The organism is Pseudomonas sp. GW458-11-26-14-LB4, from assembly GCF_059423925.1.
In genome coordinates this window covers 1-25,071 of sequence record NZ_JBWKYU010000003.1, presented here as the reverse complement: position 1 = coordinate 25,071, position 25,071 = coordinate 1, and the positions used below count along the sequence as shown (strand labels likewise).

Here is a 25,071-nt window from a genome sequence, read left to right as displayed (position 1 = left end):
TGAAGTGGTCAATCCACTTAAGCACGTCCCACGCCAAGTGCCACACGGAGGTTCACCCGATGACTATTCCGATTCCCGCTGAAACACCCGATCCGAACATCGATAAACCGACCCTGCCCGAGACCGAGCCGCAGCCGATTCCCGAACAGGAACCGCCTGGCACCACGCCACCACCGAAGGAAGAACCACCCACGACCATGCCGCCGGTAATCGTCTGATCAGCGTAGGTCGCTGTGGTCTTTCTCGATGCGGTCCTTCTCGATGTGATCCTTTTCGAAGACCCTGACGATCCGCGGCATGACACTGAATATTCCCAACGCGAGCAACGTACTGAGCACCGCCGTCGCCTCGCGGCCCAGACCGGCCGCGACGCCAATGGCGGCAGTCATCCACAAACCGGCGGCGGTGGTCAGGCCCTTGACGTGGCCTTCGTCGCCTTCATGATTTTTCAGGATGGTGCCGGCCCCGAGAAAGCCGATCCCGGCAATCACGCCCTGCACCACCCGGCTCATCGCGTCGGCCTGGGAACCGGACAATTGCGGTACCAGCACGAACAACGCCGCGCCAAGGGCTACCAGCATGTGCGTTCGCACCCCGGCAGCCTTGCCCTTGTGCTCGCGCTCAAACCCGAGAATCCCGCCCAATATGGCCGCCATCAACAGGCGCACGGTGATCCGGGTCAGCTGCGAGGCGTCGCCGATGTCGGCGAATTCCGCTTGCAGGGTTTCCCACACTTCATGCCACCAGGCGTTCATCGGCCAGTCCTTGTTATGAGTTGATAAAGGATGGACAGCGCCGACCATTAATCGGTTGCGTAGAACGATCTGCAGAACCGCGCACCCTAACGATTCAGACTCCCGTGAAAAAAGGACAACCCCATGCCCCTTCGTATCGATGAAAGCAATCCGGAATCGAAAGTCTGTTTTTTCACCGTTGAAAACGGTGAGGAAATCCGGATCTGCGACACGCTGGAAGTCAGGACAGATAGCGAAAAAGCCATGTCGTTCGTCGAAGTGGAAGGACGGCGCATCTACGTCACCGAGGCCGAAGCTGATGCATTGACCGTCGCCGGCGCCCGGGATGGACGCAAACACCTGAAGGCCGACGACAGTGATTCGGTGATTTGACTGACCTCGATCAACAAGCGGCGCAGGCGTCTGGGATAGGCGTCTGCGCCTCGGCCCACGGGCTGCTTCAAGTTGTCGCAGGCGTTTGTGCGAAACCCATCTGATACGCTTTTTATTGAAATACCTGAGTCTGTTATGCAAACAGATCGGCGCTCATAGTTCCCTGGCCTGATGGAGGCTGATGAGCGAACGACCATGAGCGAACGAATCCCCGTCCGAACCGTAGAAGCATCTCCCCAGATCAAAAAAGTACCGGCGCGCCCAATGAAGGCGGAACACGCCACCAGCGACAACCAGATCTTCACCCGCAGCTTCACCGGCCTGTTCCGCACCCTGCGCATGAGCGGCGCGGGGTTTCTGTTCCTGTTGTTTTTCGGCACGGTGTGGCTGAACTGGGGCGGTCGTCAGGCGGTGCTCTGGGACCTTTCCGAAAGCAAATTCCACATCTTTGGCGCGACCTTCTGGCCGCAGGATTTCATTCTGCTCTCGGCGCTGCTGATCATCGCCGCGTTCGGCCTGTTCGCGATTACCGTGTTCGCCGGCCGGGTGTGGTGTGGCTACACCTGCCCGCAGAGTTCGTGGACGTGGATCTTCATGTGGTGCGAGAAGATCACCGAAGGCGAGCGCAATCAGCGGATCAAGCTGCAAGCGGCGCCCTGGAGCCTGAACAAACTGGCGCGGCGTGCGGCCAAGCACACGCTGTGGCTGGCGATCAGCGTACTGACCGGCCTGACTTTCGTCGGCTACTTCACCCCGATCCGGCCATTGGCCGAAGAGTTGCTGACCTTGCAGATCGGCGGTGTCAGCCTGTTCTGGGTGCTGTTTTTCACCGCCGCCACTTACATCAATGCCGGCTGGCTGCGTGAGGCGGTGTGCATGCACATGTGCCCCTATGCACGGTTCCAGAGCGTGATGTTCGACAAGGACACCCTGGCGATTTCCTACGACGTGGCCCGTGGCGAAAACCGAGGCCCGCGCAAACGCGACATGAAACCGGCCGAAGCCGGCCTTGGCGATTGCATCGACTGCCAGTTGTGCGTGCAGGTCTGCCCGACCGGCATCGACATCCGCGACGGCCTGCAAATGGAATGCATCGGCTGCGCGGCGTGCATTGATGCTTGCGACTCGATCATGGACAAGATGAATTACGCTCGCGGCCTGATTCGCTACACCTCCGAGCGCGAGTTGCAGGGTGGCAAGACGCACTTGTTGCGCCCGAGATTGATCGGCTACGTCGCGGTGCTGGTGGTGATGATCGGCGCCCTCGCCCTGGCGTTGGTGGAAAGGCCGATGGTGTCGTTGGACGTGACCAAGGATCGTGGTCTGTTCCGTGAGAACGGTCTGGGCCAGATTGAGAACATCTACACCCTCAAGGTCATCAACAAAACCCAGCAGCGTCAGGACTACAACCTGAGCCTGGTGGATGGCGACGGCTTCCAGCTGCAAGGCAAGACTGAGCTGAGCCTGGCGCCGGGCGAAATTGTCGATGTGCCGGTGTCGGTGGCGATGACCACGGAACGCGCGGCCAGCAGCTCGCAGACCTTGAGTTTCAAGATTGCCGACAGTGATGAGCCTGAGGTTTATAGCGTGGCGAAGAGCCGGTTTGTTGCGCCGATGAATCGGTGAGGCTTTAAGATGGCGGCGGTTTCGGGGGGTGTGGTGTGTCAGTACAACTGCCCCTCACCCTAGCCCTCTCCCAGAGGGAGAGGGAACCGACCGCAATGTCTGGCGTTATACATCGACCTGAAAAACCGAGTCGATTATGGATTCACAGCAGAACGATCAGGTCGATGTAACTCTGAAGCATCCCCCGATCAGTCCCCTCTCCCTCCGGGAGAGGGCTAGGGTGAGGGCTGATGCCACTGACCCACCACAAAAACACCAAACACCACGTACCAAGGCCCCCGATGAAACGCTACGAAAAATTCGCCGACGACATCGCTGAACTGATCCGCTCCGGCGTCCTCGGCCCCGGTCAGCGGGTGCCGTCGGTGCGCTACGCAAGCCAGACTTACGGCGTCAGCCCGTCCACGGTGTTCCAGGCCTATTACCTGCTGGAACGACGAGGCCTGATCCGTGCCCGGCCGCGCTCCGGCTACTTCGTCAACACCCACGCCCCGAGCCCGTTCTCGGAGCCGGTGATCAGCAGCCAGGTCAACGAGTCCACCAAGGTCGACGTCAGCGAACTGGTGTTCTCGGTACTCGAATCAATCAAGGATCCGAGCACCGTGCCATTCGGCTCGGCATTCCCCAGCCCGACCCTGTTCCCCCTGCAGCGTCTGTCCCGCTCGCTGGCCAGTGCCGCCCGGGAGATGGACCCGCGCATGGTGGTCACCGACATGTCGCCGGGCAACCCGCAACTGCGTCGGCAGATCGCCCTGCGCTACATGGTCGGCGGGCTGATGCTGCCGATGGAAGAACTGCTGATCACCAACGGCGCCCTCGAAGCGCTGAACCTGTGCCTGCAAGCGGTGACCGAACCCGGCGATCTGGTGGCCATCGAAGCCCCGGCGTTTTACGCCAGCCTGCAAGTGCTCGAACGCCTGAAGCTCAAAGCCGTGGAAATCCCCGTGCACCCGCGCGACGGCATCGACCTCGGCGTGCTCGCCCAGACACTCGAGCGGCACCCGATCAAGGCCTGCTGGTGCATGACCAGTTTCCAGAACCCGATGGGCGCGACCATGCCCGAGGCCAAGAAACAGGAGCTGGTGGAACTGCTGAAACAGCATCAAGTGCCGCTGATCGAAGACGACGTCTACGCCGAACTTTATTACGGGCAGCAGGCACCGAAACCGGCCAAGGCCTTCGACACCGAAGGCTTGGTGATGCATTGCGGTTCGTTCGCCAAAAGCCTGGCCCCCGGCTACCGCATCGGCTGGGTCGCCGCCGGCCGCTACGCGCAAAAGATCGAACGACTGAAACTGATGACCTCGCTGTGCGCCTCGATGCCCGCGCAAGCCGCCATCGCCGACTACCTGCAACACGGCGGCTACGACCGTCACCTGCGCAAACTGCGCTACGCCCTGGAAGAGCAGCAAAGCGCGATGCTCGCAGCCATCGCCCGTTATTTCCCGGCGCAGACACGCGTCAGCCAACCGGCCGGCGGTTACTTCCTGTGGCTGGAACTGCCACCGCAGATGGATTCGTTGAAGTTGTTTCAGATGGCGTTGGCGCAGGGGATCAGCATTGCGCCGGGGCCGATCTTTTCGCCGACCCAGCGATTCAGGAACTGCATTCGATTGAACTACGGCAGCCCGTGGACCGAGGATGCGGAGAAGGCGATGGAAACGTTGGGGCGGATTGTGCGGTCGTTCTGAAAGAACGCTGATCGTTCCCACGCAACCAGTTCAACGCCTAGACGATGATCGTTCCCACGTCGAGGCGTCGAACCGTCCGCGTGGGAATGCCTCAAGGGACGATCCTCGTTCCAGCTCTGGAAGGGACGCGGAGCGTCCCGGGCTGCATTCCCACGCGGAGCGTGGGAACGATCATTAACGGCCGCCGCCGAGATCGACAAAAGTCCCGGTGGCATACGAAGCCTTGTCCGACAGCAACCACACAATCGCCTCCGCCACCTCATCCGGCCGGCCGCCCCGGGCCATCGGAATTGCCGACTCCAGCTTGCTGACCCGATCCGGGTCGCCGCTCAACGCGTGGAAATCGGTATAGATGTAGCCCGGACGCACCGCATTCACGCGAATCCCCTCGCCCGCCACTTCCTTGGACAGGCCGATGGTGAACGTATCCAGCGCGCCTTTGGACGCTGCGTAATCGACGTATTCGTTGGGCGATCCCAGCCGCGCGGCGACCGAGGAAACGTTGACGATGCTCCCGCCCTGCCCGCCATGTTTGGGCGACATGCGCAGGATCGCGTGCTTGGCGCAGAGAATCGGCGCCAAGACGTTGGTTTTCATGATTTTGAGGATGCGGAATTCGGACATTTCGTCGACCCGGGATTTTTGCCCCACGGTGCCGGCGTTGTTCACCAGGGCGGTGACGCGGCCCAGTTCGCTGTCGACCCGGTTGAACAGCGCGATCACTTCGTCTTCGATACTGACATCGGCGCGCACAGCGATGGCCGTGGCGCCGCGCTCACGCACCTGATCGAGCACGTGGTGAGCGGCCTGTTCGTCCGTCTGGTAATTGATGCAGATCCGGTAGCCTTGCTCGGCAGCCAACAATGCAGTGGCGGCGCCGATTCCTCGACCGCCGCCGGTGATCACAATGACTTTATCCATGCTGGCCTTTCCCCCGATGCACACGTGACAGTCGGGGCAAGAATAACCGTCATTGCAGGGTTTTGCATGACCTGCGATTAGCGGCTCAGCTCACCGCCAATGGTTTGCCGCGCGCGATGTCCTGCAGAAAGCGATCCGCCGGCATCGGGTGACCGAGCAGATAACCTTGCAGTGAATCGCAGCCCAGTTGCGTCAGGAAATCCTGCTGCGAGTCGGTCTCCACACCTTCAGCCACGATGCGCAGCCCCAGTGCCTGACCGAGGGCGACGATCGCCGAGACGATAGCCGCGTCATCGCTGTCGTGTTCCAGATCGCGGACAAAACCGCGGTCGATTTTCAGCTCGTTGGCCGGCAGACGCTTGAGATACATCAGGCTCGAATAGCCGGTGCCGAAATCATCGATGGACAGGTCGACGCCCATGTCGGCCAGCTCCTGCAACACCGTCATGCTCGCATCGGCGTCGCTCATGGCGGTGGTTTCGGTGATTTCCAGGGTCAGGCTGTTGGCCGGCAAATGGTGGGTGGCCAGGGCCTTGGCCACGCTGCGCACCAGTCCTGAGTGGCAGAACTGCAATGCCGACAGGTTCACCGCAATCCGCCAGTCGGTGTAACCCAGCACGTACCATTCGCGCATCTGCCTGCAGGCTTCGTTGAGCACCCATTCGCCAATCGGAATGATCAGTCCGGTCTTCTCCGCCAGATCGATGAACTTGTCCGGCATCAGCATGCCTTGGGTCGGATGTTCCCAGCGCACCAGCGCCTCGGCACCGACCGGACGACCATCGGCCGCATGGAATTTGGGTTGGTAATGCAGGCTGAACTCGCCGTGCTCAAGCGCCGCCCGCAAGTCCTGCAGCAATTGCAGCTGCTTGCGGGCGTTGCTGTTCATCGAGGCGTCGAAGAAGCTGTAGCCGTTCTTGCCGCCGCCCTTGGCGTGATACATCGCGGCGTCGGCGTTCATCAGCAGTTCCTGGGCGTTCTGGCCATTCCCCGGATACAGGGCGATACCGACGCTGGCGGAAATCTGCAGTTCATGTTCGGCGACCCGGAACGACTGCGCGATCAGGCCGACCTGACGCGCCGCCAGGCCCAGTGCATCGTTGGGCTCGGTCAGGCGCACCAGCAAGACAAATTCATCGCCGCCGATCCGCGCCAGCGTGTCGAGGCTGCGCAAGTCTTCACGCAGACGCACCGCCACTTCGCGCAGCAACTGGTCGCCCATGTGGTGACCGAAAGCGTCGTTGACCGGTTTGAAGCCGTCCAGATCGATGAACATCAGCGCAAAACAGCCGCCCTGTTCGTTGACCTTTTTCATCGCCTGATTGATCCGGTCGTCCAGCAGCATGCGGTTCGGCAGGCCGGTCAGGGTGTCGTGCAAGGCCAGTTGGGTGAGTTCGCGGTTGGCGACGGTCAACGAATGGGCCAGATCAGCCGTGCGGGCTTCCAGACGCGCGTCGAGAATCGAGGTCAGCAGCGCGATGGCCAGCACCGCCAGCGTGGTGATCAGCACCAGATTGTCGAGGCCGTTGCCGTTCAGACCGCCGAGTGCCGCGCCGCAGAAACTCCCGTCGGGAAACCGCGCCGCCGCCATGCCGGTGTAGTGCATGCCGACAATCGCCACACCCATGACAATCGCCGCCCCGGCCCGAAACACCCGCACGTAAGGCGAGTGTTGACGCAGTCGGAAAGCGATCCACAGCGCTGCCGCGGACGCGCCGACGGCGATCAATAAGGAGGCGCCGAACAGTGTCGGATCGTAGTCGATGCCCGGTTGCATACGCATCGCGGCCATGCCGGTGTAGTGCATGGCGCTGATGCCGGCGCCCATGATCAATGCGCCAAAAGCCAGTTGCCAGGCTGGCAGTTTCGGCTGGCTGACCAGCCACAGGGCAAAACCGCAGGACAGCACGGCGATCAGCAATGAAAGCGCGGTGATTGAAATGTCGTAACCGAGGCTGATCGGCAGCTTGAATGCCAGCATGCCAATGAAGTGCATCGACCAGACGCCGATGCCCATGGCAAACGCCCCGCCGGCCGTCCACAAATGCACGGCGCGGCCCTTGGCAGTGGCAATGCGCCCGGTGAGATCGAGCGCGGTGTAGGAAGCGAGGATCGCCACACACAGCGAAATGAAAACCAGCGTGAAGGAATAGCTACCGATGAGCATGAGAATTCTCGTGACCACCCCGCCGTACTGCGTCCGTTCTCGGCGGGGCCAAATGCGCCGATTGTACTGATTGCGTAAAAGAATTCACTGACAAAGTAATCAAATGGCCATCAACCCGATGAAACGCTTGTTTGATCGTCTGACAGGGCTCTAATTCAGGGTCTTGAGAAGATCGTTACCAGCTCGGTTTCAGCGGTTATCAGTGGTTTCCAGCTGCCCGTCCCAACCACCGCCCAGCGCTGCGATCAACTGCACGCTGGCAATCAAACGGTTCTGCAGGATATTCAGGACAGTGCGTTCATTACTCAACGCCGTCGCCTGCACCGTCACCACGTCGAGATAAGCAATCACCCCGGCCTTGTACTGGTTTTCAGTCAGACGCAACGAGTCCCGCGCCGCATCGAGGGCTTCCTGGCGGACGGCCGCTTCGTCTTCGTACACCTTCAATTGCACCAGATAGTTTTCCACTTCGCGGAAACCGTCGAGCACGGTCTGGCGGTATTTGGCCACGGTCTGGTCGTACACGGCTTCGGTGCGGTCGACTTCGGCCGAGCGGATGCCGCCGTCGAACAGCGGCAGGGTCATTTTCGGCCCCACCGACCAGAAGCGGTTCGGCAGGCTGATCAGGTTCTGCGAGGTACTGCTGCTGTAGCCGCCGCTCAGGCTCAGGCTGAAGTCCGGGTAGTACGCGGCCTTGGCCACGCCGATGTTGGCGTTGGCCGCAATCACCGAGCGCTCGGCCGAGGCGATGTCCGGACGGCGCTCGAGCAACTGCGACGGCAGACTCAGCGGAATCTGCGGCAGCTTGGGAATGTCCTGGGTTTCGGCAATGTTGAATTCGGCGGGCGGCTGGCCGGTCAGTACCGCGATGGCGTTTTCGAACTGCGCCCGTTGCCAGATCAGGTCGACCAGATCGCCCTGAGTGGTTTTCAGCTGGGTCTGTGCCTGCGCCACCGCGTCACGCCCGGAAACCCCGGCGTTGTACTGGTTCATGGTCATTTTAAGCGAGCGCTCATAGGCGGCCACTGTCGATTCGAGCAAGCGTTTCTGCTGATCGATCACCCGCAGTTGCAGGTAGTTCTGCACCAGTTCCGACTGCTGGCTCAAGCGCATCGCCGCCAGATCGGCGTAGCTCGCCTGGGCGCTGGCTTCATTGGCTTCAAGGCCACGACGCAACTTGCCCCAGACATCCGCTTCCCAACTCACGCCCAGTTGCGCGTTGTAAGTGTCACGGATACCGCTGGAGGAACTGCTCAGGCTCGAACTGCTGCTGCCGGTGCCCTGGCTGGAACGGGTCTTGCCGGCGCTCAGATCGACACTCGGGTAAAACGCCCCGCGCGCGCTGCGCACCAAGGCCTGGGCCTGACGGTACTGGGCTTCGGACTGGGCGACGGTCTGGTTCGAGCTGTTGAGTTTCTCGATCAGCTCGTTGAGCTGACGGTCGCCATACAGCTCCCACCAGGCACCGCGTGCCAGGGAATCGCTCGGGTTGGCCTGACGCCAGCCTTCGGCTTCCTTGTACTGGGCGATTTCGGCGGTCTGCGGGCGCTGGTAGTCCGGGCCGACGGCGCACGCACTGAGCATCGCCACGCACAGCGACAGGCTCAGCAGACGCGAGCCGCGAACGGTAGCCAGATTGATAAGCGAACGGTCAGTCATAGCGGAGTTTCCAGAGCGGCATCGGTGCGCACGCCACGCCATTTGTTGAAACGATGGCGCAGCTTGTCGAGATAGAGGTAAACCACAGGCGTGGTGTAAAGGGTCAGCACCTGGCTGAAAACCAGCCCGCCGATGATGGTCAGGCCCAGCGGCTGGCGCATTTCCGCGCCTTCGGCCCGGCTCAGCAGCAACGGCAAGGCGCCGAGGATCGCTGCCAGCGTGGTCATCAGGATCGGCCGCAAGCGTTGCAGACAGGCGCTGCGGATCGACTCCAGCGGCGCCATGCCTTGATGACGCTCCAGTTGCAGCGCCAGGTCGATCATCAGGATCGCGTTCTTCTTCACCACACCGATCAGCAGGAACAGCCCGAGCAGCGAGATCAGGCTGAATTCGCCGCCCAGTACATAGATCGACAGCAACGCACCGACCCCGGCCGACGGCAATGTCGACAGAATCGTCAACGGATGAATGTAGCTTTCATACAGCACACCCAGCACCAGATACACCGCCAGCAGCGCACCGAGGATCATGAACGGCTGGCTCTTCTGAGTGGCGGCGAAAGCGTCGGCTGTACCGGCCATTTTTGCGATCACGTCTTCGGGCAGGCCAACCTTGGCAATCGCCCGCTCGATGGCCGCACTGCCCTGCTCCACTGTCAAGCCTTCGGCCATGTCGAAGGAAATGCTCTCGGAGGCGAACTGGCCTTCGTGGCTGACCCGGTCGTCTTCCAGGCTGTTTTCATAATGGGCGAAGGTCGACAGCGGAATCCGCGCACCGTCGGCGGTGATTACCTGAACCTGCTTGAGTGTCACCGGATCCTGAGCGTATTTCGGATTGACCTCCATCACCACCTGATACTGGTTGAGGCTGTCGTAGATCGTGGAAATCTGCCGCTGACTGTAGGCGTTGTTGAGCACGGCCGTGACCATGTTCATATCCACGCCCAGGCGCTTGGCCTGATCGCGGTCGACGATCAGCGTCACCTGCTGCGCACCGCGTCCTTCACGGGCGTCGATGGCAGTCAGTTCCGGCAAGGCGCGCAATGCGGTGACCACTTTCGGGTACCACTCGCGCAAGGCGCCCAGATCACCACTTTGCAGGATGTAGCTGTACTGCGAAGTGGTCTGCTCGCGACCGCCGCCGAATTGCAGGTCCTGGTCAGCCATCAGCATCAACTGCGCACCGGCCACCTTGGGCATTTCCTTGCGCAGGCGCTCGATGACCTTCTGCGCAGAGATATTGCGCTCCTTGATCGGTTTCAGGCGCACCAGCATGAACGCGTTGTTGGTGCCGTTGGTGCCACCAATGAACCCGGCCACACTCTCGACCGCTGCGTCCTTGAGCACGGCGCGGCGGAACACTTCCATTTTCGGCTGCATCACGCTGAACGACAGACCGTCGTCACCGCGCACAAAACCGATCAACTGGCCGGTGTCCTGCTGCGGCATGAAGGTTTTCGGCACCACCACATAGAGAGCGACGTTGACCCCGACGGTGATGATCAGGCTCAGCAACGTCAGGCGACGGTGGCGCAACACCCAGTCGAGGCTGGTGGCGTATTTGCCGACCATCCAGTCGTTGGTCCGGCGGCTCCAGCGTTGCAGACGGTTTTCCTCGCCCGGCGTATGGGGTTTGAGCCAGCGGGCGCAGAGCATCGGGGTCAGCGTCAGGGAAACCACCAGCGACACCACAATGGCCGCGGCCAGGGTGATGGAGAATTCGCGGAACAGGCTTTCGATGATCCCGCCCATGAACAGGATCGACAGGAACACCGCCACCAGCGAGACGTTCATCGACAGCAAAGTAAAACCGACTTCCTTGGCCCCGAGGTACGCGGCCTTCATCGGTTTGACGCCTTCGTCGATGTGCCGGGAAATGTTTTCCAGCACCACGATGGCGTCGTCCACCACCAGCCCGGTGGCGAGAATCAGCGCCATCAGCGACAGGTTGTTCAGCGAGAATCCGTAGAGGTACATCACCGCAAAGGTGCCGACCAGCGACACCGGCACCGCCAACGTCGGAATCAGGGACGCGCGGAAGTTACCGAGAAACAGGAACACCACCAGAATCACCAGTGCCACGGCGATCAGCAGGGTCATTTCCGCTTCGTGCAGGGTGGCCTTGATCACCGGCGAACGATCCATCGCCAGGTTCAGTTTGACGCTGGCCGGCAGCACCGCCTGCAACGCCGGCAACTGCGCCTTGATCTCGTTCACCGTCTCGATGATGTTGGCACCGGCCTGGCGGTTGATCACCAACAGCACCGCCGCGTCATCGTTGAAGAAACCGCTGTTGTAGCGGTCTTCCACGCCGTCGCTGACCTTGGCCACGTCTTTCAGACGCAGGGCCGCGCCGCCGTTGTAGTGGATGATCAGCGATTCGTAATCCTTGGCTTTCTCCAACTGGTCGTTGGCCTGGATCTGCCACAGACGCTGGTCGTCCTCGACCGAACCCTTGGGCCGGCGCACGTTGGCTTCGGCGATGGTCTTGCGCACATCGTCGAGCGCCACGCCGTACTGGTTCAGTGCCTGGGGCTCGAGTTCGATGCGTACTGCCGGCAACGAGCTACCGCCGATCTGTACTTCACCGACGCCCTGCACCTGGGACAGGCTCTGGGACAGGATGGTCGAGGCCAGGTCATACAGCTGGCCTTTTTCCAGTACGTCCGACGTCAGCGACAACACCATGATCGGTGCCTGCGACGGGTTGACCTTCTTGTAGGTCGGCATGCTGCGCATCCCGCTCGGCAGCAGGTTGCGCGAAGCGTTGATCGCCGCCTGCACTTCCCGCGCCGCGCCGTTGATGTCGCGGTCGAGATCAAATTGCAGGATGACCCGGGTCGAGCCCTGGCTGGAACGACTGCTCATGGTGTTGACGCCGGCGATGGCGCCGAACGAACGCTCCAGCGGCGTGGCCACGGTGGACGCCATGACTTCCGGGCTGGCGCCGGGCAGGCTGGCCTGCACCACGATCACCGGGAAGTCCATTTGCGGCAGCGGCGACACCGGCAACAGGCCGAAGCTCACGCCGCCCAGCAGCATGATCGCCAGGCTCAGGAGCATGGTCGCCACCGGGCGTTTGATGAAAGGACCGGACAGGTTCATGGCTGTTCCACCGGCTCCACGGCCGAAGGAGCACGGCCCCAGCGCCGGCCGAGACGATCGAAGTACAGGTAGATCACCGGCGTGGTGAACAGCGTCAGCACCTGACTCACCAGCAACCCGCCGACCATCACCAGACCCAGCGGCTGACGCAACTCAGCGCCGGAACCGGTGGCGAGCATCAACGGCACCGCGCCAAACAGCGCCGCCAGCGTGGTCATCAGAATCGGCCGGAAACGCAACAGCGCCGCCTGATAGATCGCCTGCTCCGGCGCCATGCCCTGGGTGCGTTCGGCGTCGAGGGCGAAGTCGATCATCATGATCGCGTTTTTCTTCACAATGCCGATCAGCAGAATGATGCCGATGATCGCGATCATGCCCAGATCATTACCGCTGAGCAGCAACGCCAGCAACGCCCCGACCGCCGCCGACGGCAAGGTCGAGAGAATGGTGATCGGGTGAATGTAGCTCTCGTAAAGCACGCCCAGCACGATGTACATCGTCACCACCGCCGCCAGAATCAGCAGCAAGGTGCTCGACAGCGACGCCTGGAACGCTTCGGCCGCGCCCTGGAACTGGGTCTGCACGCCGATCGGCATGCCGATGTCCTTCTGCACCTGCTCGATGATGTCCACCGCATGCCCCAGCGCCACGCCGGGCGCGAGGTTGAACGACATCATCACCGCCGGGAACTGGCCGATGTGGGTGATCGCCAGTTGTGCCTGCCGTTCCTCGACGTGGGCCAGACTCGACAACCGCACCTGACCGCCATCGGTGGTCTTGACGTGAATCTGATCCAGCGCCTGCGGGCCGATCTTCTCCCCGGCCTGTGCTTGCAGCACCACGCGGTACTGGCTGGCCTGGGTGTAAATGGTCGAAATCTGCCGCTGGCCGAACGCGTCGTACAGCGCATCGGTGATGTTCGACACCGACACACCCAGCCGTGAAGCAGCGTCGCGGTCGATCACCAGGAACACCTGCAAACCCTTGTCCTGCAAGTCACTGGCGACGTCGGTCAGTTCCGGGCGCTGGGCCAGGGCCTCGACCAGACGGCCGCTCCACAGGCTGAGCAATTCAGAATCCGGCGACGACATGCTGAACTGGTATTGGGTACGGCTGACGCGGTCTTCGATGGTCAGGTCCTGCACCGGCTGCATGAACAGACGGATGCCGACAAGCTTGTCCAGCTGCGGTTGCAGGCGGGCAATCACTTCGGTCGCCGTCAGATCACGCTGGCCATGGGGCTTGAGGTTGATCAGCAGCCGACCGCTGTTGAGCGTGGCGTTGTCACCGTCGACACCGATGTAGGACGACAGGCTTTCCACCGCCGGATCTTCGAGAATCACCTTGGCCAGCGCCTGCTGACGCTCGCCCATCGCCGCGAAGGAAATCGACTGCGGCGCTTCGGAAATGCCCTGGATCACCCCGGTGTCCTGCACCGGGAAGAAGCCCTTGGGCACCACCATATAAAGGAACACGGTCAGGGCCAGCGTGCCGATGGCTACCAGCAGGGTCAGCGGCTGGTGCTTGAGCACCCACTGCAACTTGCGCCCGTAAGCGGCGATCATCCAGTCGATGAACGCACCACTGGCGCGGTAGAAACGGCCCTGTTCATGTGCTTCCGGCTCGCGCTTGAGCAGACGCGCGCACATCATCGGCGTCAGGGTCAGCGAAACCACCAGAGAAATCAGGATCGCCACCGCCAGGGTGATGGCGAACTCACGGAACAACCGCCCCACCACGTCGGCCATGAACAGCAGCGGAATCAGAACCGCAATCAGCGACAGGGTCAGGGAAATCAGGGTGAAACCGATCTGCTTCGCGCCCTTGAGCGCCGCCTGCATCGGGCTGTCGCCCTCCTCGATGAAACGCGCGATGTTTTCCAGCATCACGATCGCATCGTCGACCACGAAACCGGTGGCGATGGTCAATGCCATCAGCGTCAGGTTGTTAACCGAGAATCCGGCGAGGTACATCACGCCGAACGTGCCGATCAACGACAGCGGCACGGCCACCGACGGAATGATCGTGGCACTGGCACGCCGCAGGAACAGGAACGTCACCATCACCACCAGCGCGATGGCAATCAGCAATTCGTGCTGCACGTCAGTGACGGAGGCACGGATGGTCTGGGTGCGGTCGGTCAGCACGACCACGTCGAGACCGGCCGGCAGGTTGTCGGTGATGCTCGGCAGCAGCGCCTTGATCCGGTCTACCACTTCGATCACGTTGGCGCCCGGCTGACGCTGGATGTTCAGCAGAACAGCCTGATTCTGGTTGGCCCACGCTGCCAGACGCTCGTTTTCGGCGCCGTCGACGATCTGCGCGACATCCTTGAGCCGCAGCGGCGCGCCGTTGGCGTAGGCCAGGATCAGGTTGGCGTAATCCTTGGGCGACGTCAGCTGGTCGTTGGCGTCGAGCATCGACACCCGGGTCGGGCCGTCGAAGTTGCCCTTGGGCTGGTTGACGTTGGACGCACTGATCAGCGTGCGCACGTCCGACAGGTTCAGGCCGTTGGCCGCGAGGGCCTCAGGGTTGACCTTGATCCGCACCGCCTGACGCTGACCGCCGGCAATGCTGACCATGCCGACGCCGCTGATCTGGGCGATCTTCTGCGCCATGCGCGTATCGACCAGATCATTGAGCTTGGGCAACAGCATGGTTTTCGAGGTGATGGCCAGGGTCAGCACCGGGGTGTCCGCCGGGTTGACCTTGTTGTACACCGGCGGCGCCGGCAAGTCGGTCGGCAACAGGTTGGTCGCGGCGTTGATCGCGGCCTGCACCTGCTGTTCGGCGACGTCCATGTTGATGTCGAGGCTGAAACGCAGGGTCAGCACTGACGCGCCGCCAGAACTGGTCGACGCCATCTGCGTCAGGCCCGGCATTTGCCCGAACTGACGCTCCAGCGGCGCGGTGACGGCGCTGGTCATCACGTCCGGACTGGCGCCCGGATACAGAGTCATGACCCGGATGGTCGGGTAATCGACCTGCGGCAGAGCCGAAACCGGTAGCAGGCGATAGGCGATCAGACCGGCCAGCACGATGGCCAGCATGCTCAGCGTGGTGGCGACCGGGCGGAGGATGAACAGACGCGAAATGTTCATGCGCCCTTCTTGGCCTTGTCAGTGACGGTGGCGTCAGGCGCGGTGGCGGCGGACTTGCCTTGCAGGTGTTCGGTCGGAGTGGTCGGCACATCCTTGCTGTCATTGACCACTTCCACTTCGCTGCCTTCCTTCAGGCGGTCGGTGCCTTCCAGCACCACGCGGTCGCCGGCGGCCAGGCCTTCGGTGATCACGGTGTTTTCACCATCGCTGGCGCCAATCTTCAATTGGCGGATGGTGACTTTCTTGTCGCCGTCCAGCGCGTAGACGAAGGTGCCGTTGGTGCCGAACTGGATGGCAGCCGACGGCGCCAGCACCACACCTTTCAAGGTGTCAGCCAGCAGGTGAACGTTGACGAACTGGTTGGGGAACAGCGACTGATCGCGGTTCTCGTAGCGCGCCTTGAATTTCAGGGTGCCGGTGGTCACGTCGATCTGGTTGTCGAGACTTTGCAGTACACCGGTGGCTTGCAGTTTGGTGTCGCCACGATCCCAGGCCTCGGCCGGCAGTTTGGCGCCGCTGCGGTAGCGGGCGAGTACGGTTTCCAGGCTGTTTTCCGGCAGGGTGAAGGCCACGCTGATCGGTTGGGTCTGGGTGATGACCGCCAGGAACGTGGTGTCGTTGGCCGCCACGAGGTTGCCGACGTCGAGTTGACGCAGGCCGACGCGACCGGCAATCGGTGCGCGGATCTTGGTGAATTCGAGATTGAGCTTGGCGTCGTTGACCGCCGCCTGATTGGTTTTCACGGTGCCGAGGTATTGGCCGACCAGCGCTTCAGCGGTGTCCAGTGTCTGCTTGGCGATGCTGTCTTCCTTGTAAAGACCGCGATAACGCTCGACATCGACCTGGGCGTTCTTCAACTGCGCCTGGTTCTGCAGCAAGGTGCCTTCGGCCTGAAGCAAGGCGTTCTGGTAGGGGCGCGGGTCGATCTCTGCCAGCAGGTCGCCGGCCTTGACCATCTGCCCTTCCTCGAAATAAATCTTCACCAGTTCGCCACCGACCCGGCTGCGCACATTGATGGTGTTGAGCGCCGTCACCGTGCCCAGGGCCTTGTAGTACAGCGGGAAGTCCCCGGTGACCGCCGGCGCCACGCGCACTGGAATCGGCCCTGCCGCACCGCCGAAGCCCGGACGCATCATCCCCGAACGGCCGGTGTGACCGGCCTGCGCCTTCTCGCCGCCCTCCTTGTGGGTCGAACCGGCGGGCCAGAATTTCCAGCACAGACCGGCAATGACCAGCAGGACAAGCAGGCTCAACAGCCAGCGACGGGAGTTTCGGGAAGACGATTGCATGGAGTGATTAACCATTGGGCGCGTGGGCTTCTTTTACGGGAGGCTGAACGATAAGCACTGGTGGGGATTTAGCAAAGCAGCTTTACCGGCAATTTACCTTCCACTTACGTTTCAAGGTGTGAGGCAAAACACTGATACACAAATGAAAACGGCCTGGACAGAGCCAGGCCGTTAACAATTGTAAAAGCGCTTATTTCAGAACGGACAGTGCCGCTTCGTAGTTAGGCTCTTCGGCAATTTCCTTGACCAGTTCGCTGTGCAGGACGTTGTCGTTTTCGTCCAGTACAACCACCGCACGGGCGGTCAGGCCTTTCAGCGGGCCGTCAGAGATGGCCACACCGTAGTTCTCGAGGAACTCGGTGCCGCGCAGGGTCGACAGGTTTTGTACGTTTTCCAGACCTTCGGCGCCGCAGAAGCGAGCCTGGGCGAACGGCAGGTCAGCCGAGATGCACAGCACAACAGTGTTGCTGATGTCGTTGGCCTGGGCGTTGAACTTGCGCACGGAGGTGGCGCAGGTCGGGGTGTCGACGCTTGGGAAGATGTTCAGCACTTTGCGCTTGCCGGCGAAGTCTTTCAGGGTGACGTCGGACAGATTGCCGGCTACCAGGGAAAAGGCTGGCGCCTTGGAACCGGCTTGTGGCAGTTGGCCGTTGACTTGAACCGGGTTGCCTTTGAGCGTGACTTGAGCCATGAACGGAGTCCTTCTTAACGTTGTTGGGAAAGCATGCAAGAGGCAGAAGTTAACCACGAAATTGTCCGACGACCTATGCCTGGACTGAAATTGTCATGTGCTGGCACGCAAAACTGGATACACATTCTCCAGTAGCCCCACATCCCCGCCCTCAAAGAGGGTGATGCTTGTTAAAACGCAAGTCTGCGTCTTTTCTTTAACGACCTGTCGATTCAGACCCCGGCCGTTCGACTAAGCCATGAATCCCTCACCTATCTGCGGAGAAACACCATGCGCTTCATGATCATTGTCAAAGCCAGCCACGACTCCGAAGCCGGCGTGATGCCCAGCGAGCAATTGCTGACCGACATGGGCAACTACAACGAGGAACTGGCCAAGGCCGGCATCCTGGTTTCTGCCGACGGCCTGCACCCCAGCAGCAAAGGCGCCCGCGTACGTTTCAGTGGTGAAACCCGCAGCGTGATCGACGGCCCGTTTGCCGAGACCAAAGAGCTGATCGCCGGTTACTGGATCTGGGACGTGAAATCCAAAGAGGAAGCCATCGAATGGGTCAAGCGTTGCCCGAATCCCATGCCGGGCACTGAGTCGGAGATCGAGATTCGCCAGGTCTTCAGCCCGGAAGATTTCGGCGCCGAGTTCACCCCGGAACTGCGCGAGCAGGAAGAACGCATCCGCGAACAAGCCAAAAAACACTAAGGCCCCGAATCGGGAGCGTGAGCATTTTCTGCATGGCCGATGACGACTGAGCGAGACACGAGGACTTTTCGACGCGAAACAGGTAGGGTGCGCAACATCACAATGCCACCACTGGATCGCGTCGCGGTTGTTATGGAGTTGTCATCGCAATGAGTTGCTGGACCGTCCTTGGCCTGTCGGCCGACGCCGATGTGCGCACTATCAAACGCCAATATGCCGTCCTGCTCAAACAGACCCGCCCCGACGACGACCCCGAGGGCTTCCAGCGGCTGCGCGATGCCTATGAGCAGGCGCTGGCGTACAAGGAATGGCAGCAGAATCAGGACGTAGAGCAGGAACAGGGTATTGAAGAGTCCTGGGACCTGACCGGCCTCACCGTGGTCGAGGTCGATGCCCTGCAACTGGCGACCCGCTCGCTGGACGGGCTCAGCGTTGAAGAGCTGAATCATCGCCATGCCGTCACCCTCGAACAGGGTTGCGCACATTTCTTCGAAGACACGGTGCTGCATCATTGCATTGAACACCCTGAGACTTCGCAGACGTTGGTGGACTGGGCCATCCCGACCTTCTTCTGGTTCAGCGCCTGGCAACGCCTGGAGCTGGACGAAATATCGATTGACCTGTTGCTGGATCAACAACGCGCGCGCATTGCGCAACCGATGCGTGATGCGCTCGAACGGGAAGACGTCGACGGATTTCTCCAGGCCTATGCCCGCTGCGCGGATTTCAACTGGTTGGCGATTCAGCAACATCAGGAATGGTTCAACCGTGCCCTGAGCCATTTGCTGCTGGATGCCCCGGTCTGGTTTCCCGAGATTTTCGAACGGGTGCGAACCGGTCAGGGCTGGCACGGCTGCACCGGAAATCCCTGCCCTGACGGCGAATGGCAACGCCTGCTGGCTCGCCAGAATGCGCCGCTTTTCCTGGCTCACCAGCAACAACTGGCCACGGAGCCCGCCGTCACCCCCGAACACCGCGCCGCCCGCCTGCTGCTGGGCACCGGCTCGTTCAGCGCCCGCCGCGCACTGGCCCGACGCCTGAGCGAAGACGACTGGGCGCAGTGTCGCAAGTTGAGTTCCGAGCTGTACGCCAATCACCCCAAGGTCTGCGCACAGATGCCCGGCGGCACGGCGTTTTTCTGGCGTGACTGGGAACTGAGCTTCAATGACTGGCCGACCTACGTGGGCGTGGTATTGGCCTGCCTGATCGGCGCGTTCACCCATTACATTCCGCTGGGCGTGCGGCTCAGCGGGTTGATCAACATCGTCATGATTTCGACTGTGGTGTTCGGCGTGATCGTGGCCGGGCTCAATTGGCTGGTGCACAACCTCGCCCATCGCGTATGGCGGCTGGATGACCGGCTCAGCGCTGCTCTTTGCCCCGGAGTTTTCAAAGACTCGCCGCCGTTCGGCGTGCTGCGTGACCTGGTGCCCGGCGCGTTGATGGTGGCCGGGCTCGGCTGGTTTTTCGGCCCGATTGCCGGCGGGGTGTACGCCGCGACCCTGACGACCTTCGGACTGGTTCGCCGCTGGCAGTCCAGGCCACGGGTATCCTGGGAAGAGAGCCGAACAGCCGTGAAAGTCGGCGTGACGATCCTCGGGATTGTGGTGCTGTCCCTCGTGCTCGGCGTATTCAAAGTGGTCGCCAGCCAAGGCACGGTCAATCGCAATCAGGGTCTGCAACCCTGGACCGAACGTTTGTGCAGCCGCTTGCCGGCCACCACCGCCGAATGCAGCGCACCGGCCACCGTTGAACAGTGGTACGGCAAGGAGGCGCACCCATGACCACGAGAGTGATGTTTTGCGTCGGTATTTTCTTCGCGCTGGTGGTGATGGCGCTGACGAGTGCGACCCGCCCTTTCCTGCAACTCGATCTCTGGCTGGATGGGCGCGATGCACCGATCACCGCCCAGGCCAATGCCCTGAGCCCGGTGATCGCCTGCGTCAACCGGATCGACGTGCAATGGCGAGTGGCCTACGACCGCTACAAGAAACCTCAACCGCCCTTGCCCCGCGACCAGCGCTGGTTGAAGAGCCTCAAGGATTTCGACGACAGTGACGCGTTCAATGTGCGCGACATTCAGCGCGATGTCTGCGGTCAGGGCCTCACGGAAAAACTCGATCTTCTGGCGTGGCAGCCTGAACTGGCGCGACAGGCGAACGAGTACGTCCGGGCGCTGAGTCACGTCACGACCACCATTGCCCCCACGCGTTTTTACCGAGAGGCGAGTTTCACCTCCGGGTCGCAACAGCCTTCCCCTGGAGAACTGGATGCGATCGAGCGCGTTTCACAGGAATACATCGGCGCCTCGGCGGCTCTGCGGCAAAGCCTGCTGCCGCTCGACGCCGCGCAACGTCCTGAACAGCTCAAGCTGATCGAGGCGCGTCTGGGCAGGGACATTCATTGGGACTTGCTGGCGTACATGATTCAGGCGCGGGAGACTGTCGACGTGCTCGACGAAGCGATGAAAAACCGCACTCTGACCCCAAAATTGCTGGCCGACACCACCGCGAAGTTGCAACAGGCGTGGAACCGTCGCGAACCCTGGCTCGCACCGCGCACGGGTGGATTCCAGAACAAGACCGATGCCGCACGGGATCTGTGGCTGCGCATCGGCGAGCCGGGGCAAAGCTATCTCGAGGCGTTGAACACCCTGCAAGCAGACTGGCACAACCACGCTAAGCCCGAACGTTTGAGCGAGGACTACTACGCCGTGACCCGCCGTTACGACGGTTTGCTCAGCCATTACAACCGACTGGCGCGCGCCAGTTTCTGACGCCGTGCGCACGCCGGATCGCCCTCAGGGACGACCCGGCGTGCCGGTCTTACTTGGCCTTGAGCTTGAGGTAGGACTGATGCAGGTCCGACGCCCAGCCATCGATCACGCTTTTCACGTCATCGGCCTTCATCACCTGCGAATCGTTTTCCAGCGGTTTGCCAGTGCCCTTGCGCACCACCTGCGCCGCCACCTTGTTGGTGCCGCCATCGAGGAACACCGCTTCGGTCGCCAGCGTGGTTTCCTGATCGCGAATACCGCTGGCGGTGCTGACCGCTGCCGCCACCAACGCCACCGGAATCACTTCATAGGCATGCAGGCCTTCGGTCTTGCTGCTGACGGCGGTAATGGCCGCGCGCACCACAATCACGCCCGGCCCGGGGCCCGAGGCCAGCGGCAGGGATTTGCCCAGTTCACGCTTGAGCGCCTGATCGTAGTAGCTGGTGATGCCGTTGAGGGTCTGCTGCGGAATCTTCACGGTGGGTTGCGGTTTGGGATAGAGCTGGGTCGGTTCGACGTAGACGCTGGTGAATTTGCCGATGTCGACTTTCGGGTCGATCCAGCGCATCACTTCGGCCCCCGACGGGGATTTGGCCTCCCTCAGCTGGCTGTAGTCCTTGAGGAAGCCTGAGTACTCGTCGGGTGCGACGGTTTTGCTGGAGCAGCCCACCACGCCCAGCGTGGCAATGCACAGGGTGCTCATCATTACGGCTAGCTTCATGCTGTAACTCCTGTCGGAAGGCCGAATTTATTGCGTCGGGGGAGTTACAGGTATAGCTAAATTCGCGCCGTTTGCGATCAGAAACCCCAACATTGCACAACGTCGGGTCCGGACCTTTGAAAGGTCCGGACCATCACAGGTGCTCAAGGCTTTCTTCTACCAGCTCGAAGTCTCACCACTTCTCAACGCCATCTCCCGCCGACTGTTCGCCCGCATCGCCTTGATCAGCGACACCGTGCCCACCAGCAAAATCGCCGCGCCAAACAGAAAATCAATGTTGTACAGCTGGAAATCCTGCACCGGCCCCACCAGCACCGTGCGCACCACGCCAATCCCCACCAGCGTGGCAAGGAAGTCGATTCCCGGCTCATCGCGGTAGAACACCAGCAGCAACGGCAGGCACAGCACCAGCAGCATCAACAGCACCACAACCTTGAACGAGCCTTTGCGCTCGACGCTGAACGCGCATTCGTGGGGGCCGTAGGCCTTGTAGTCCTCGTCGCGGATCATCGAGTTTTTCTCGTTGATGTAGTCGGCGCGGTTGTATTTCTGGATCGGCGTGAAGGTGTTGGACATCTCCATCAGCGTGGTGATGTTCTTGAAGCGCAGGTCGATGCGCTCGCTGCCCTTGAGGTAATACAGCACCGGTTTGTAGCCGTAGCGATAGGTGTCGAAGGGAAATTCGGTGACCCGGCCCTGAACGCTGATCGGGCGCGATTCGAGTTCGGCGAAGGCGCTCTTGTCGGTCGAGGCGAGGTTGCGGCTCAGGGGCAGGACTTTCACCTGTTCGAGGAAGATCGGCGTGACGCCAAACGACCACTGCAACGGTTCCAGGCGCAGACGCAGCTCGTTGCGGCCCAGGTCATAGCGGTTGAAGGTACGTTCGGAGACCACCACCGCGCCGCTGAGCATGAACTCGCCGCGCAGGTTGTTGGTGATGCGCAGGGTCAGTTGATCCTTGCCCAGCAGCGCCGCTTCGGTGTTCGGCGGCGTGCCGCACCAGGCGGTGCTTTCGCCGACGCCGCCGAGCTGACCGCCACGGTTTTCGTTGAACACATAGATGTAACCGGCCCACAGCGTCACCATCAGCAGCAACGCGGTGATGCCCAGAATTTTTTTGCCCGGACTCACTGATCAGACTCCCTTCTTCGTTCCGTCGTCCAGCCGAAAACCCGCTGGCGACGGGGACTCTACCAAAAGGCCACCATCGACCCAAGGAAAAATCCCCGATTCATCAGGGTTCTAAGGGTTTCCCCTGCATCACCTGCGCCGGAACAACGGTCGCGGCTCGATCACCGAGCGCCCGTACAACACGCTCATCCCGGCCAGGCCCTTGAGCGCATCCTCGGCGGATTTGTCCTCGCGCACCGCGAAGCTGTCGAAACCGCACTGGCGCATGTGGCTCAGTTGATCGCGCAGCACATCGCCGATGGCGCGCAACTCGCCTTTCCAGCCGAAACGTCTGCGCAGCAGATAGGCCTGGCTGTAGGCGCGGCCGTCGCGAAAGCTCGGGAAGTCGAGGGCGATCAGCGGCAGCGAGGTCAACCATGGCAACAGGCTTTCGACGCCGTCGTCGGGGCCGAGCCAGACCGCATGGGTCGAGGGCGATTCGAGCCAGTGGGCCAGCGGCAGAATCAGCATTTCAGTGCTGTCAGACGTTTCAGGCGAGCGGATCAGCGTCCACGGATCATCCAGCACGATGCGCGCCCCGCTCTCCTCCATGCGCAACAAATTGTTCATGCCGACACCTCCTGCGCTTTCGGATAAACCCGCTCCTTGAACGGCTCCAGTCCGATGCGCGCCACGGTATCGACGAACAGTTCTTCAGCCTCGCGATAACGGACGAAGGTGCCGATGATCCGCTCGATCACCTGCGGCACTTCGGCGGCGCTGAACGAGGGGCCGATGACCTTGCCCAGTGCGCTGTTCTTGCCTTGGGCGCCGCCAAGGGTGATCTGATACCACTCGCTGCCGTTTTTATCGACGCCGAGAATCCCGATGTTGCCGATGTGGTGATGGCCGCAGGCGTTCATGCAGCCGGAGATGTTGAGGCTGATGTCGCCCAGATCATGCAGGTAATCGAGGTTGTCGAAACGCGCCTGAATCGCTTGGGCAATCGGGATCGATTTGGCATTGGCCAGCGCACAGAAATCGCCCCCGGGGCAGGCAATGATATCGGTCAGCAGGCCGACGTTGGCGGCGCCCAGCCCCTGCTCTTTCGCCTGCTCCCACAGCGCATACAGCTGCGACTTGGGCACATCCGGCAGGACGATGTTCTGCTCGTGGGCGATGCGGATTTCGCCGAAACCGAAACGCTCGGACCAGTCAGCCACGGCCAACATCTGCGCATCGGTGACGTCCCCCGGCGGCGAGGCCAGGCCCGGTTTGGTCGACAGCACCACGCTGGTATAGCCCGGCACTTTGTGCGGTTGCACGTTGCGCGCGACCCAACGGGCGAACGCCGGGTTGTCGGCCAGGTGCGTGCCGAAATCCAGATCGGTGCCCGCCAGCGTGCGGTAGCTCGGCGGCACGAAGGCACTGGCGACGCGCTGGTATTCATCCTCGGTCAATTGCGCCGGTCCGTCCTTAAGGTGTTGCCATTCCTCCTCGACTTCCTTGGCGAACGCCTCCATGCCCAGCGCCTTGACCAGAATCTTGATCCGCGCCTTGTACTTGTTGTCGCGCCGACCGTGGCGGTTGTAGACCCGCAGCACCGCCTCGACGTAGGACAGCAAGTGCTGCCACGGTAGATCGTCGCGAATCTGCAGACCGAGAATTGGCGTGCGTCCCAGACCGCCGCCGACGATCACTCGCAGCAGCATCTGGCCGTTACGACCGGGGTAAAGATAGAGGCCGATGTCATGCATCATGATCGCCGCGCGATCCTGCTTCGCCGAGCAGATGGCGATCTTGAACTTGCGCGGAAGGAACAGGAATTCCGGGTTGATCGTCGACCATTGCCGCAGGATCTCGGCCAGCGGGCGCGGGTCGATCAGCTCGTCCGCCGCGACCCCGGCGAAGGCTTCGGTGGTGATGTTGCGCACGCAATTGCCCGAGGTCTGGATCGCATGCATGTTGACCTGCGCCAGACGTTCGAGAATGTCCGGCACCTCGTGCAGCTCGATCCAGTTGAACTGCATGTTCTGCCGGGTGGTGAAGTGGCCGTAGCCACGGTCGTAATCCCTGGCGATGCTCGCCAGGGTGCGCATCTGTTCGGCACTCAGCGTGCCGTAAGGAATGGCCACCCGCAGCATGTAGGCGTGCTTTTGCATGTACAGGCCGTTTTGCAGGCGCAGCGGCAGAAACTCTTCTTCGCTCAACTCCCCGGCCATGAAGCGCTCGACCTGATCGCGAAACTGCGCAACGCGCTCGAACACCAGCGCCCGGTCGTAATCATCGTACTGATACATCGGCCTACTACCTCGTCAGGAACTTGCACGGATTCCTGTGGGAACGGGCGAACCCGAGATAGCGCCAGTTCGCGTCTGGCGCTATCTCGGGT

Annotated in this window: 19 protein-coding genes; 7 read left to right on the top strand and 12 right to left on the bottom strand. The window is 61.6% G+C overall.

Features of this window, described 5'->3' with window-relative positions:
• Positions 1–59: 59 nt before the first annotated feature.
• On the top strand, positions 60–218 hold the full coding sequence (locus AC07XZ_RS05230; protein ID WP_165369575.1) for a hypothetical protein: 159 nt from the start codon (positions 60–62) through the stop codon (positions 216–218).
• On the opposite strand, the gene AC07XZ_RS05225 is transcribed toward AC07XZ_RS05230, so the two are convergent.
• Entirely contained in the window at positions 219–755 is a 537-nt protein-coding gene (locus AC07XZ_RS05225; RefSeq protein WP_085745831.1) for an MgtC/SapB family protein, read from the bottom strand. It abuts the gene before it with no gap.
• Between the two features lie 123 nt (positions 756–878).
• On the opposite strand from AC07XZ_RS05225, the gene AC07XZ_RS05220 reads away from it, so the two are divergent.
• From AC07XZ_RS05220 to mapR, 3 genes are all read left to right on the top strand, one after another.
• A complete protein-coding gene (locus tag AC07XZ_RS05220; protein ID WP_007952135.1) occupies positions 879–1,127 on the top strand; it encodes a DUF3203 family protein in 249 nt (82 codons plus the stop codon).
• 195 nt (positions 1,128–1,322) lie between these two features.
• Complete coding sequence (gene ccoG / locus AC07XZ_RS05215; protein WP_102686272.1) at positions 1,323–2,753, top strand: cytochrome c oxidase accessory protein CcoG; 1,431 nt, start codon at positions 1,323–1,325, stop codon at positions 2,751–2,753.
• Between the two features lie 281 nt (positions 2,754–3,034).
• Positions 3,035–4,444 (top strand): GntR family transcriptional regulator MpaR, encoded by a 1,410-nt coding sequence (gene mapR / locus AC07XZ_RS05210; RefSeq protein ID WP_039772397.1) that lies wholly within the window; start codon positions 3,035–3,037, stop codon positions 4,442–4,444.
• Between the two features lie 174 nt (positions 4,445–4,618).
• On the opposite strand, the gene AC07XZ_RS05205 is transcribed toward mapR, so the two are convergent.
• From AC07XZ_RS05205 to tpx, 7 genes are all read right to left on the bottom strand, one after another.
• Positions 4,619–5,365 (bottom strand): SDR family oxidoreductase, encoded by a 747-nt coding sequence (locus AC07XZ_RS05205; protein WP_007955033.1) that lies wholly within the window; start codon positions 5,363–5,365, stop codon positions 4,619–4,621.
• An 85-nt stretch (positions 5,366–5,450) separates the two neighbouring features.
• Positions 5,451–7,532, bottom strand: coding sequence for a putative bifunctional diguanylate cyclase/phosphodiesterase (locus AC07XZ_RS05200; RefSeq protein WP_085745833.1), 2,082 nt, complete (start codon positions 7,530–7,532; stop codon positions 5,451–5,453).
• 189 nt (positions 7,533–7,721) lie between these two features.
• The gene (locus AC07XZ_RS05195; RefSeq protein WP_102686273.1) at positions 7,722–9,191 is read right to left on the bottom strand and encodes an efflux transporter outer membrane subunit; all 1,470 of its coding nucleotides are present in this window, start codon (positions 9,189–9,191) and stop codon (positions 7,722–7,724) included.
• Positions 9,188–12,295 carry an efflux RND transporter permease subunit gene (locus AC07XZ_RS05190; protein WP_102686274.1) on the bottom strand — a complete coding sequence of 1,036 codons (3,108 nt, stop codon included), beginning with the start codon at positions 12,293–12,295 and terminating at the stop codon, positions 9,188–9,190. The genes AC07XZ_RS05195 and AC07XZ_RS05190 overlap by 4 nt, the downstream gene beginning before the upstream one ends.
• Positions 12,292–15,396, bottom strand: coding sequence for an MdtB/MuxB family multidrug efflux RND transporter permease subunit (locus AC07XZ_RS05185; RefSeq protein WP_007955054.1), 3,105 nt, complete (start codon positions 15,394–15,396; stop codon positions 12,292–12,294). Before AC07XZ_RS05185 ends, AC07XZ_RS05190 begins: the two co-directional genes overlap by 4 nt.
• Positions 15,393–16,700: an MdtA/MuxA family multidrug efflux RND transporter periplasmic adaptor subunit gene (locus tag AC07XZ_RS05180; protein WP_102686275.1), complete on the bottom strand. Its 1,308-nt coding sequence runs from the start codon at positions 16,698–16,700 to the stop codon at positions 15,393–15,395. The genes AC07XZ_RS05185 and AC07XZ_RS05180 overlap by 4 nt, the downstream gene beginning before the upstream one ends.
• Positions 16,701–16,875: 175 nt before the next feature.
• Positions 16,876–17,376 carry a thiol peroxidase gene (tpx, locus tag AC07XZ_RS05175; RefSeq protein WP_102686276.1) on the bottom strand — a complete coding sequence of 167 codons (501 nt, stop codon included), beginning with the start codon at positions 17,374–17,376 and terminating at the stop codon, positions 16,876–16,878.
• A gap of 270 nt (positions 17,377–17,646) precedes the next feature.
• Here tpx and AC07XZ_RS05170 point away from each other — a divergent pair, with 270 nt between their 5' ends.
• The 3 genes from AC07XZ_RS05170 to AC07XZ_RS05160 all read left to right on the top strand — a co-directional run bounded on the left by AC07XZ_RS05170 (position 17,647) and on the right by AC07XZ_RS05160 (position 20,848).
• Positions 17,647–18,072, top strand: coding sequence for a YciI family protein (locus AC07XZ_RS05170; protein WP_085745837.1), 426 nt, complete (start codon positions 17,647–17,649; stop codon positions 18,070–18,072).
• A gap of 149 nt (positions 18,073–18,221) precedes the next feature.
• Complete coding sequence (locus AC07XZ_RS05165) at positions 18,222–19,856, top strand: J domain-containing protein (RefSeq protein WP_102686277.1); 1,635 nt, start codon at positions 18,222–18,224, stop codon at positions 19,854–19,856.
• On the top strand, positions 19,853–20,848 hold the full coding sequence (locus AC07XZ_RS05160; RefSeq protein WP_102686278.1) for a DUF3829 domain-containing protein: 996 nt from the start codon (positions 19,853–19,855) through the stop codon (positions 20,846–20,848). Before AC07XZ_RS05165 ends, AC07XZ_RS05160 begins: the two co-directional genes overlap by 4 nt.
• 49 nt (positions 20,849–20,897) lie before the next feature.
• On the opposite strand, the gene AC07XZ_RS05155 is transcribed toward AC07XZ_RS05160, so the two are convergent.
• The 4 genes from AC07XZ_RS05155 to AC07XZ_RS05140 form a co-directional block, all read right to left on the bottom strand.
• Positions 20,898–21,569 carry a DUF3313 domain-containing protein gene (locus tag AC07XZ_RS05155; protein ID WP_102686279.1) on the bottom strand — a complete coding sequence of 224 codons (672 nt, stop codon included), beginning with the start codon at positions 21,567–21,569 and terminating at the stop codon, positions 20,898–20,900.
• 156 nt (positions 21,570–21,725) lie between these two features.
• On the bottom strand, positions 21,726–22,700 hold the full coding sequence (locus AC07XZ_RS05150; RefSeq protein WP_064381826.1) for a hypothetical protein: 975 nt from the start codon (positions 22,698–22,700) through the stop codon (positions 21,726–21,728).
• 129 nt (positions 22,701–22,829) lie between these two features.
• Positions 22,830–23,309: a DUF934 domain-containing protein gene (locus tag AC07XZ_RS05145; protein WP_085745841.1), complete on the bottom strand. Its 480-nt coding sequence runs from the start codon at positions 23,307–23,309 to the stop codon at positions 22,830–22,832.
• Positions 23,306–24,979, bottom strand: coding sequence for a nitrite/sulfite reductase (locus AC07XZ_RS05140; protein ID WP_102686280.1), 1,674 nt, complete (start codon positions 24,977–24,979; stop codon positions 23,306–23,308). The genes AC07XZ_RS05145 and AC07XZ_RS05140 overlap by 4 nt, the downstream gene beginning before the upstream one ends.
• Positions 24,980–25,071: the final 92 nt, after the last annotated feature.

Bases quoted from the DNA above. Each gene is read 5' to 3' on its own strand.
- AC07XZ_RS05180 (WP_102686275.1), bottom strand. From the start codon at position 16,700: ATGGTTAATCACTCCATGCAATCGTCTTCCCGAAACTCCCGTCGCTGG.
- AC07XZ_RS05200 (WP_085745833.1), bottom strand. From the start codon at position 7,532: ATGCTCATCGGTAGCTATTCCTTCACGCTGGTTTTCATTTCGCTGTGT.
- AC07XZ_RS05160 (WP_102686278.1), top strand. From the start codon at position 19,853: ATGACCACGAGAGTGATGTTTTGCGTCGGTATTTTCTTCGCGCTGGTG.
- AC07XZ_RS05155 (WP_102686279.1), bottom strand. From the start codon at position 21,569: ATGAAGCTAGCCGTAATGATGAGCACCCTGTGCATTGCCACGCTGGGC.
- AC07XZ_RS05225 (WP_085745831.1), bottom strand. From the start codon at position 755: ATGAACGCCTGGTGGCATGAAGTGTGGGAAACCCTGCAAGCGGAATTC.
- AC07XZ_RS05230 (WP_165369575.1), top strand. From the start codon at position 60: ATGACTATTCCGATTCCCGCTGAAACACCCGATCCGAACATCGATAAA.
- mapR (WP_039772397.1), top strand. From the start codon at position 3,035: ATGAAACGCTACGAAAAATTCGCCGACGACATCGCTGAACTGATCCGC.
- AC07XZ_RS05195 (WP_102686273.1), bottom strand. From the start codon at position 9,191: ATGACTGACCGTTCGCTTATCAATCTGGCTACCGTTCGCGGCTCGCGT.
- ccoG (WP_102686272.1), top strand. From the start codon at position 1,323: ATGAGCGAACGAATCCCCGTCCGAACCGTAGAAGCATCTCCCCAGATC.
- AC07XZ_RS05170 (WP_085745837.1), top strand. From the start codon at position 17,647: ATGCGCTTCATGATCATTGTCAAAGCCAGCCACGACTCCGAAGCCGGC.
- tpx (WP_102686276.1), bottom strand. From the start codon at position 17,376: ATGGCTCAAGTCACGCTCAAAGGCAACCCGGTTCAAGTCAACGGCCAA.
- AC07XZ_RS05220 (WP_007952135.1), top strand. From the start codon at position 879: ATGCCCCTTCGTATCGATGAAAGCAATCCGGAATCGAAAGTCTGTTTT.
- AC07XZ_RS05165 (WP_102686277.1), top strand. From the start codon at position 18,222: ATGAGTTGCTGGACCGTCCTTGGCCTGTCGGCCGACGCCGATGTGCGC.
- AC07XZ_RS05145 (WP_085745841.1), bottom strand. From the start codon at position 23,309: ATGAACAATTTGTTGCGCATGGAGGAGAGCGGGGCGCGCATCGTGCTG.
- AC07XZ_RS05140 (WP_102686280.1), bottom strand. From the start codon at position 24,979: ATGTATCAGTACGATGATTACGACCGGGCGCTGGTGTTCGAGCGCGTT.
- AC07XZ_RS05190 (WP_102686274.1), bottom strand. From the start codon at position 12,295: ATGAACCTGTCCGGTCCTTTCATCAAACGCCCGGTGGCGACCATGCTC.
- AC07XZ_RS05185 (WP_007955054.1), bottom strand. From the start codon at position 15,396: ATGAACATTTCGCGTCTGTTCATCCTCCGCCCGGTCGCCACCACGCTG.
- AC07XZ_RS05205 (WP_007955033.1), bottom strand. From the start codon at position 5,365: ATGGATAAAGTCATTGTGATCACCGGCGGCGGTCGAGGAATCGGCGCC.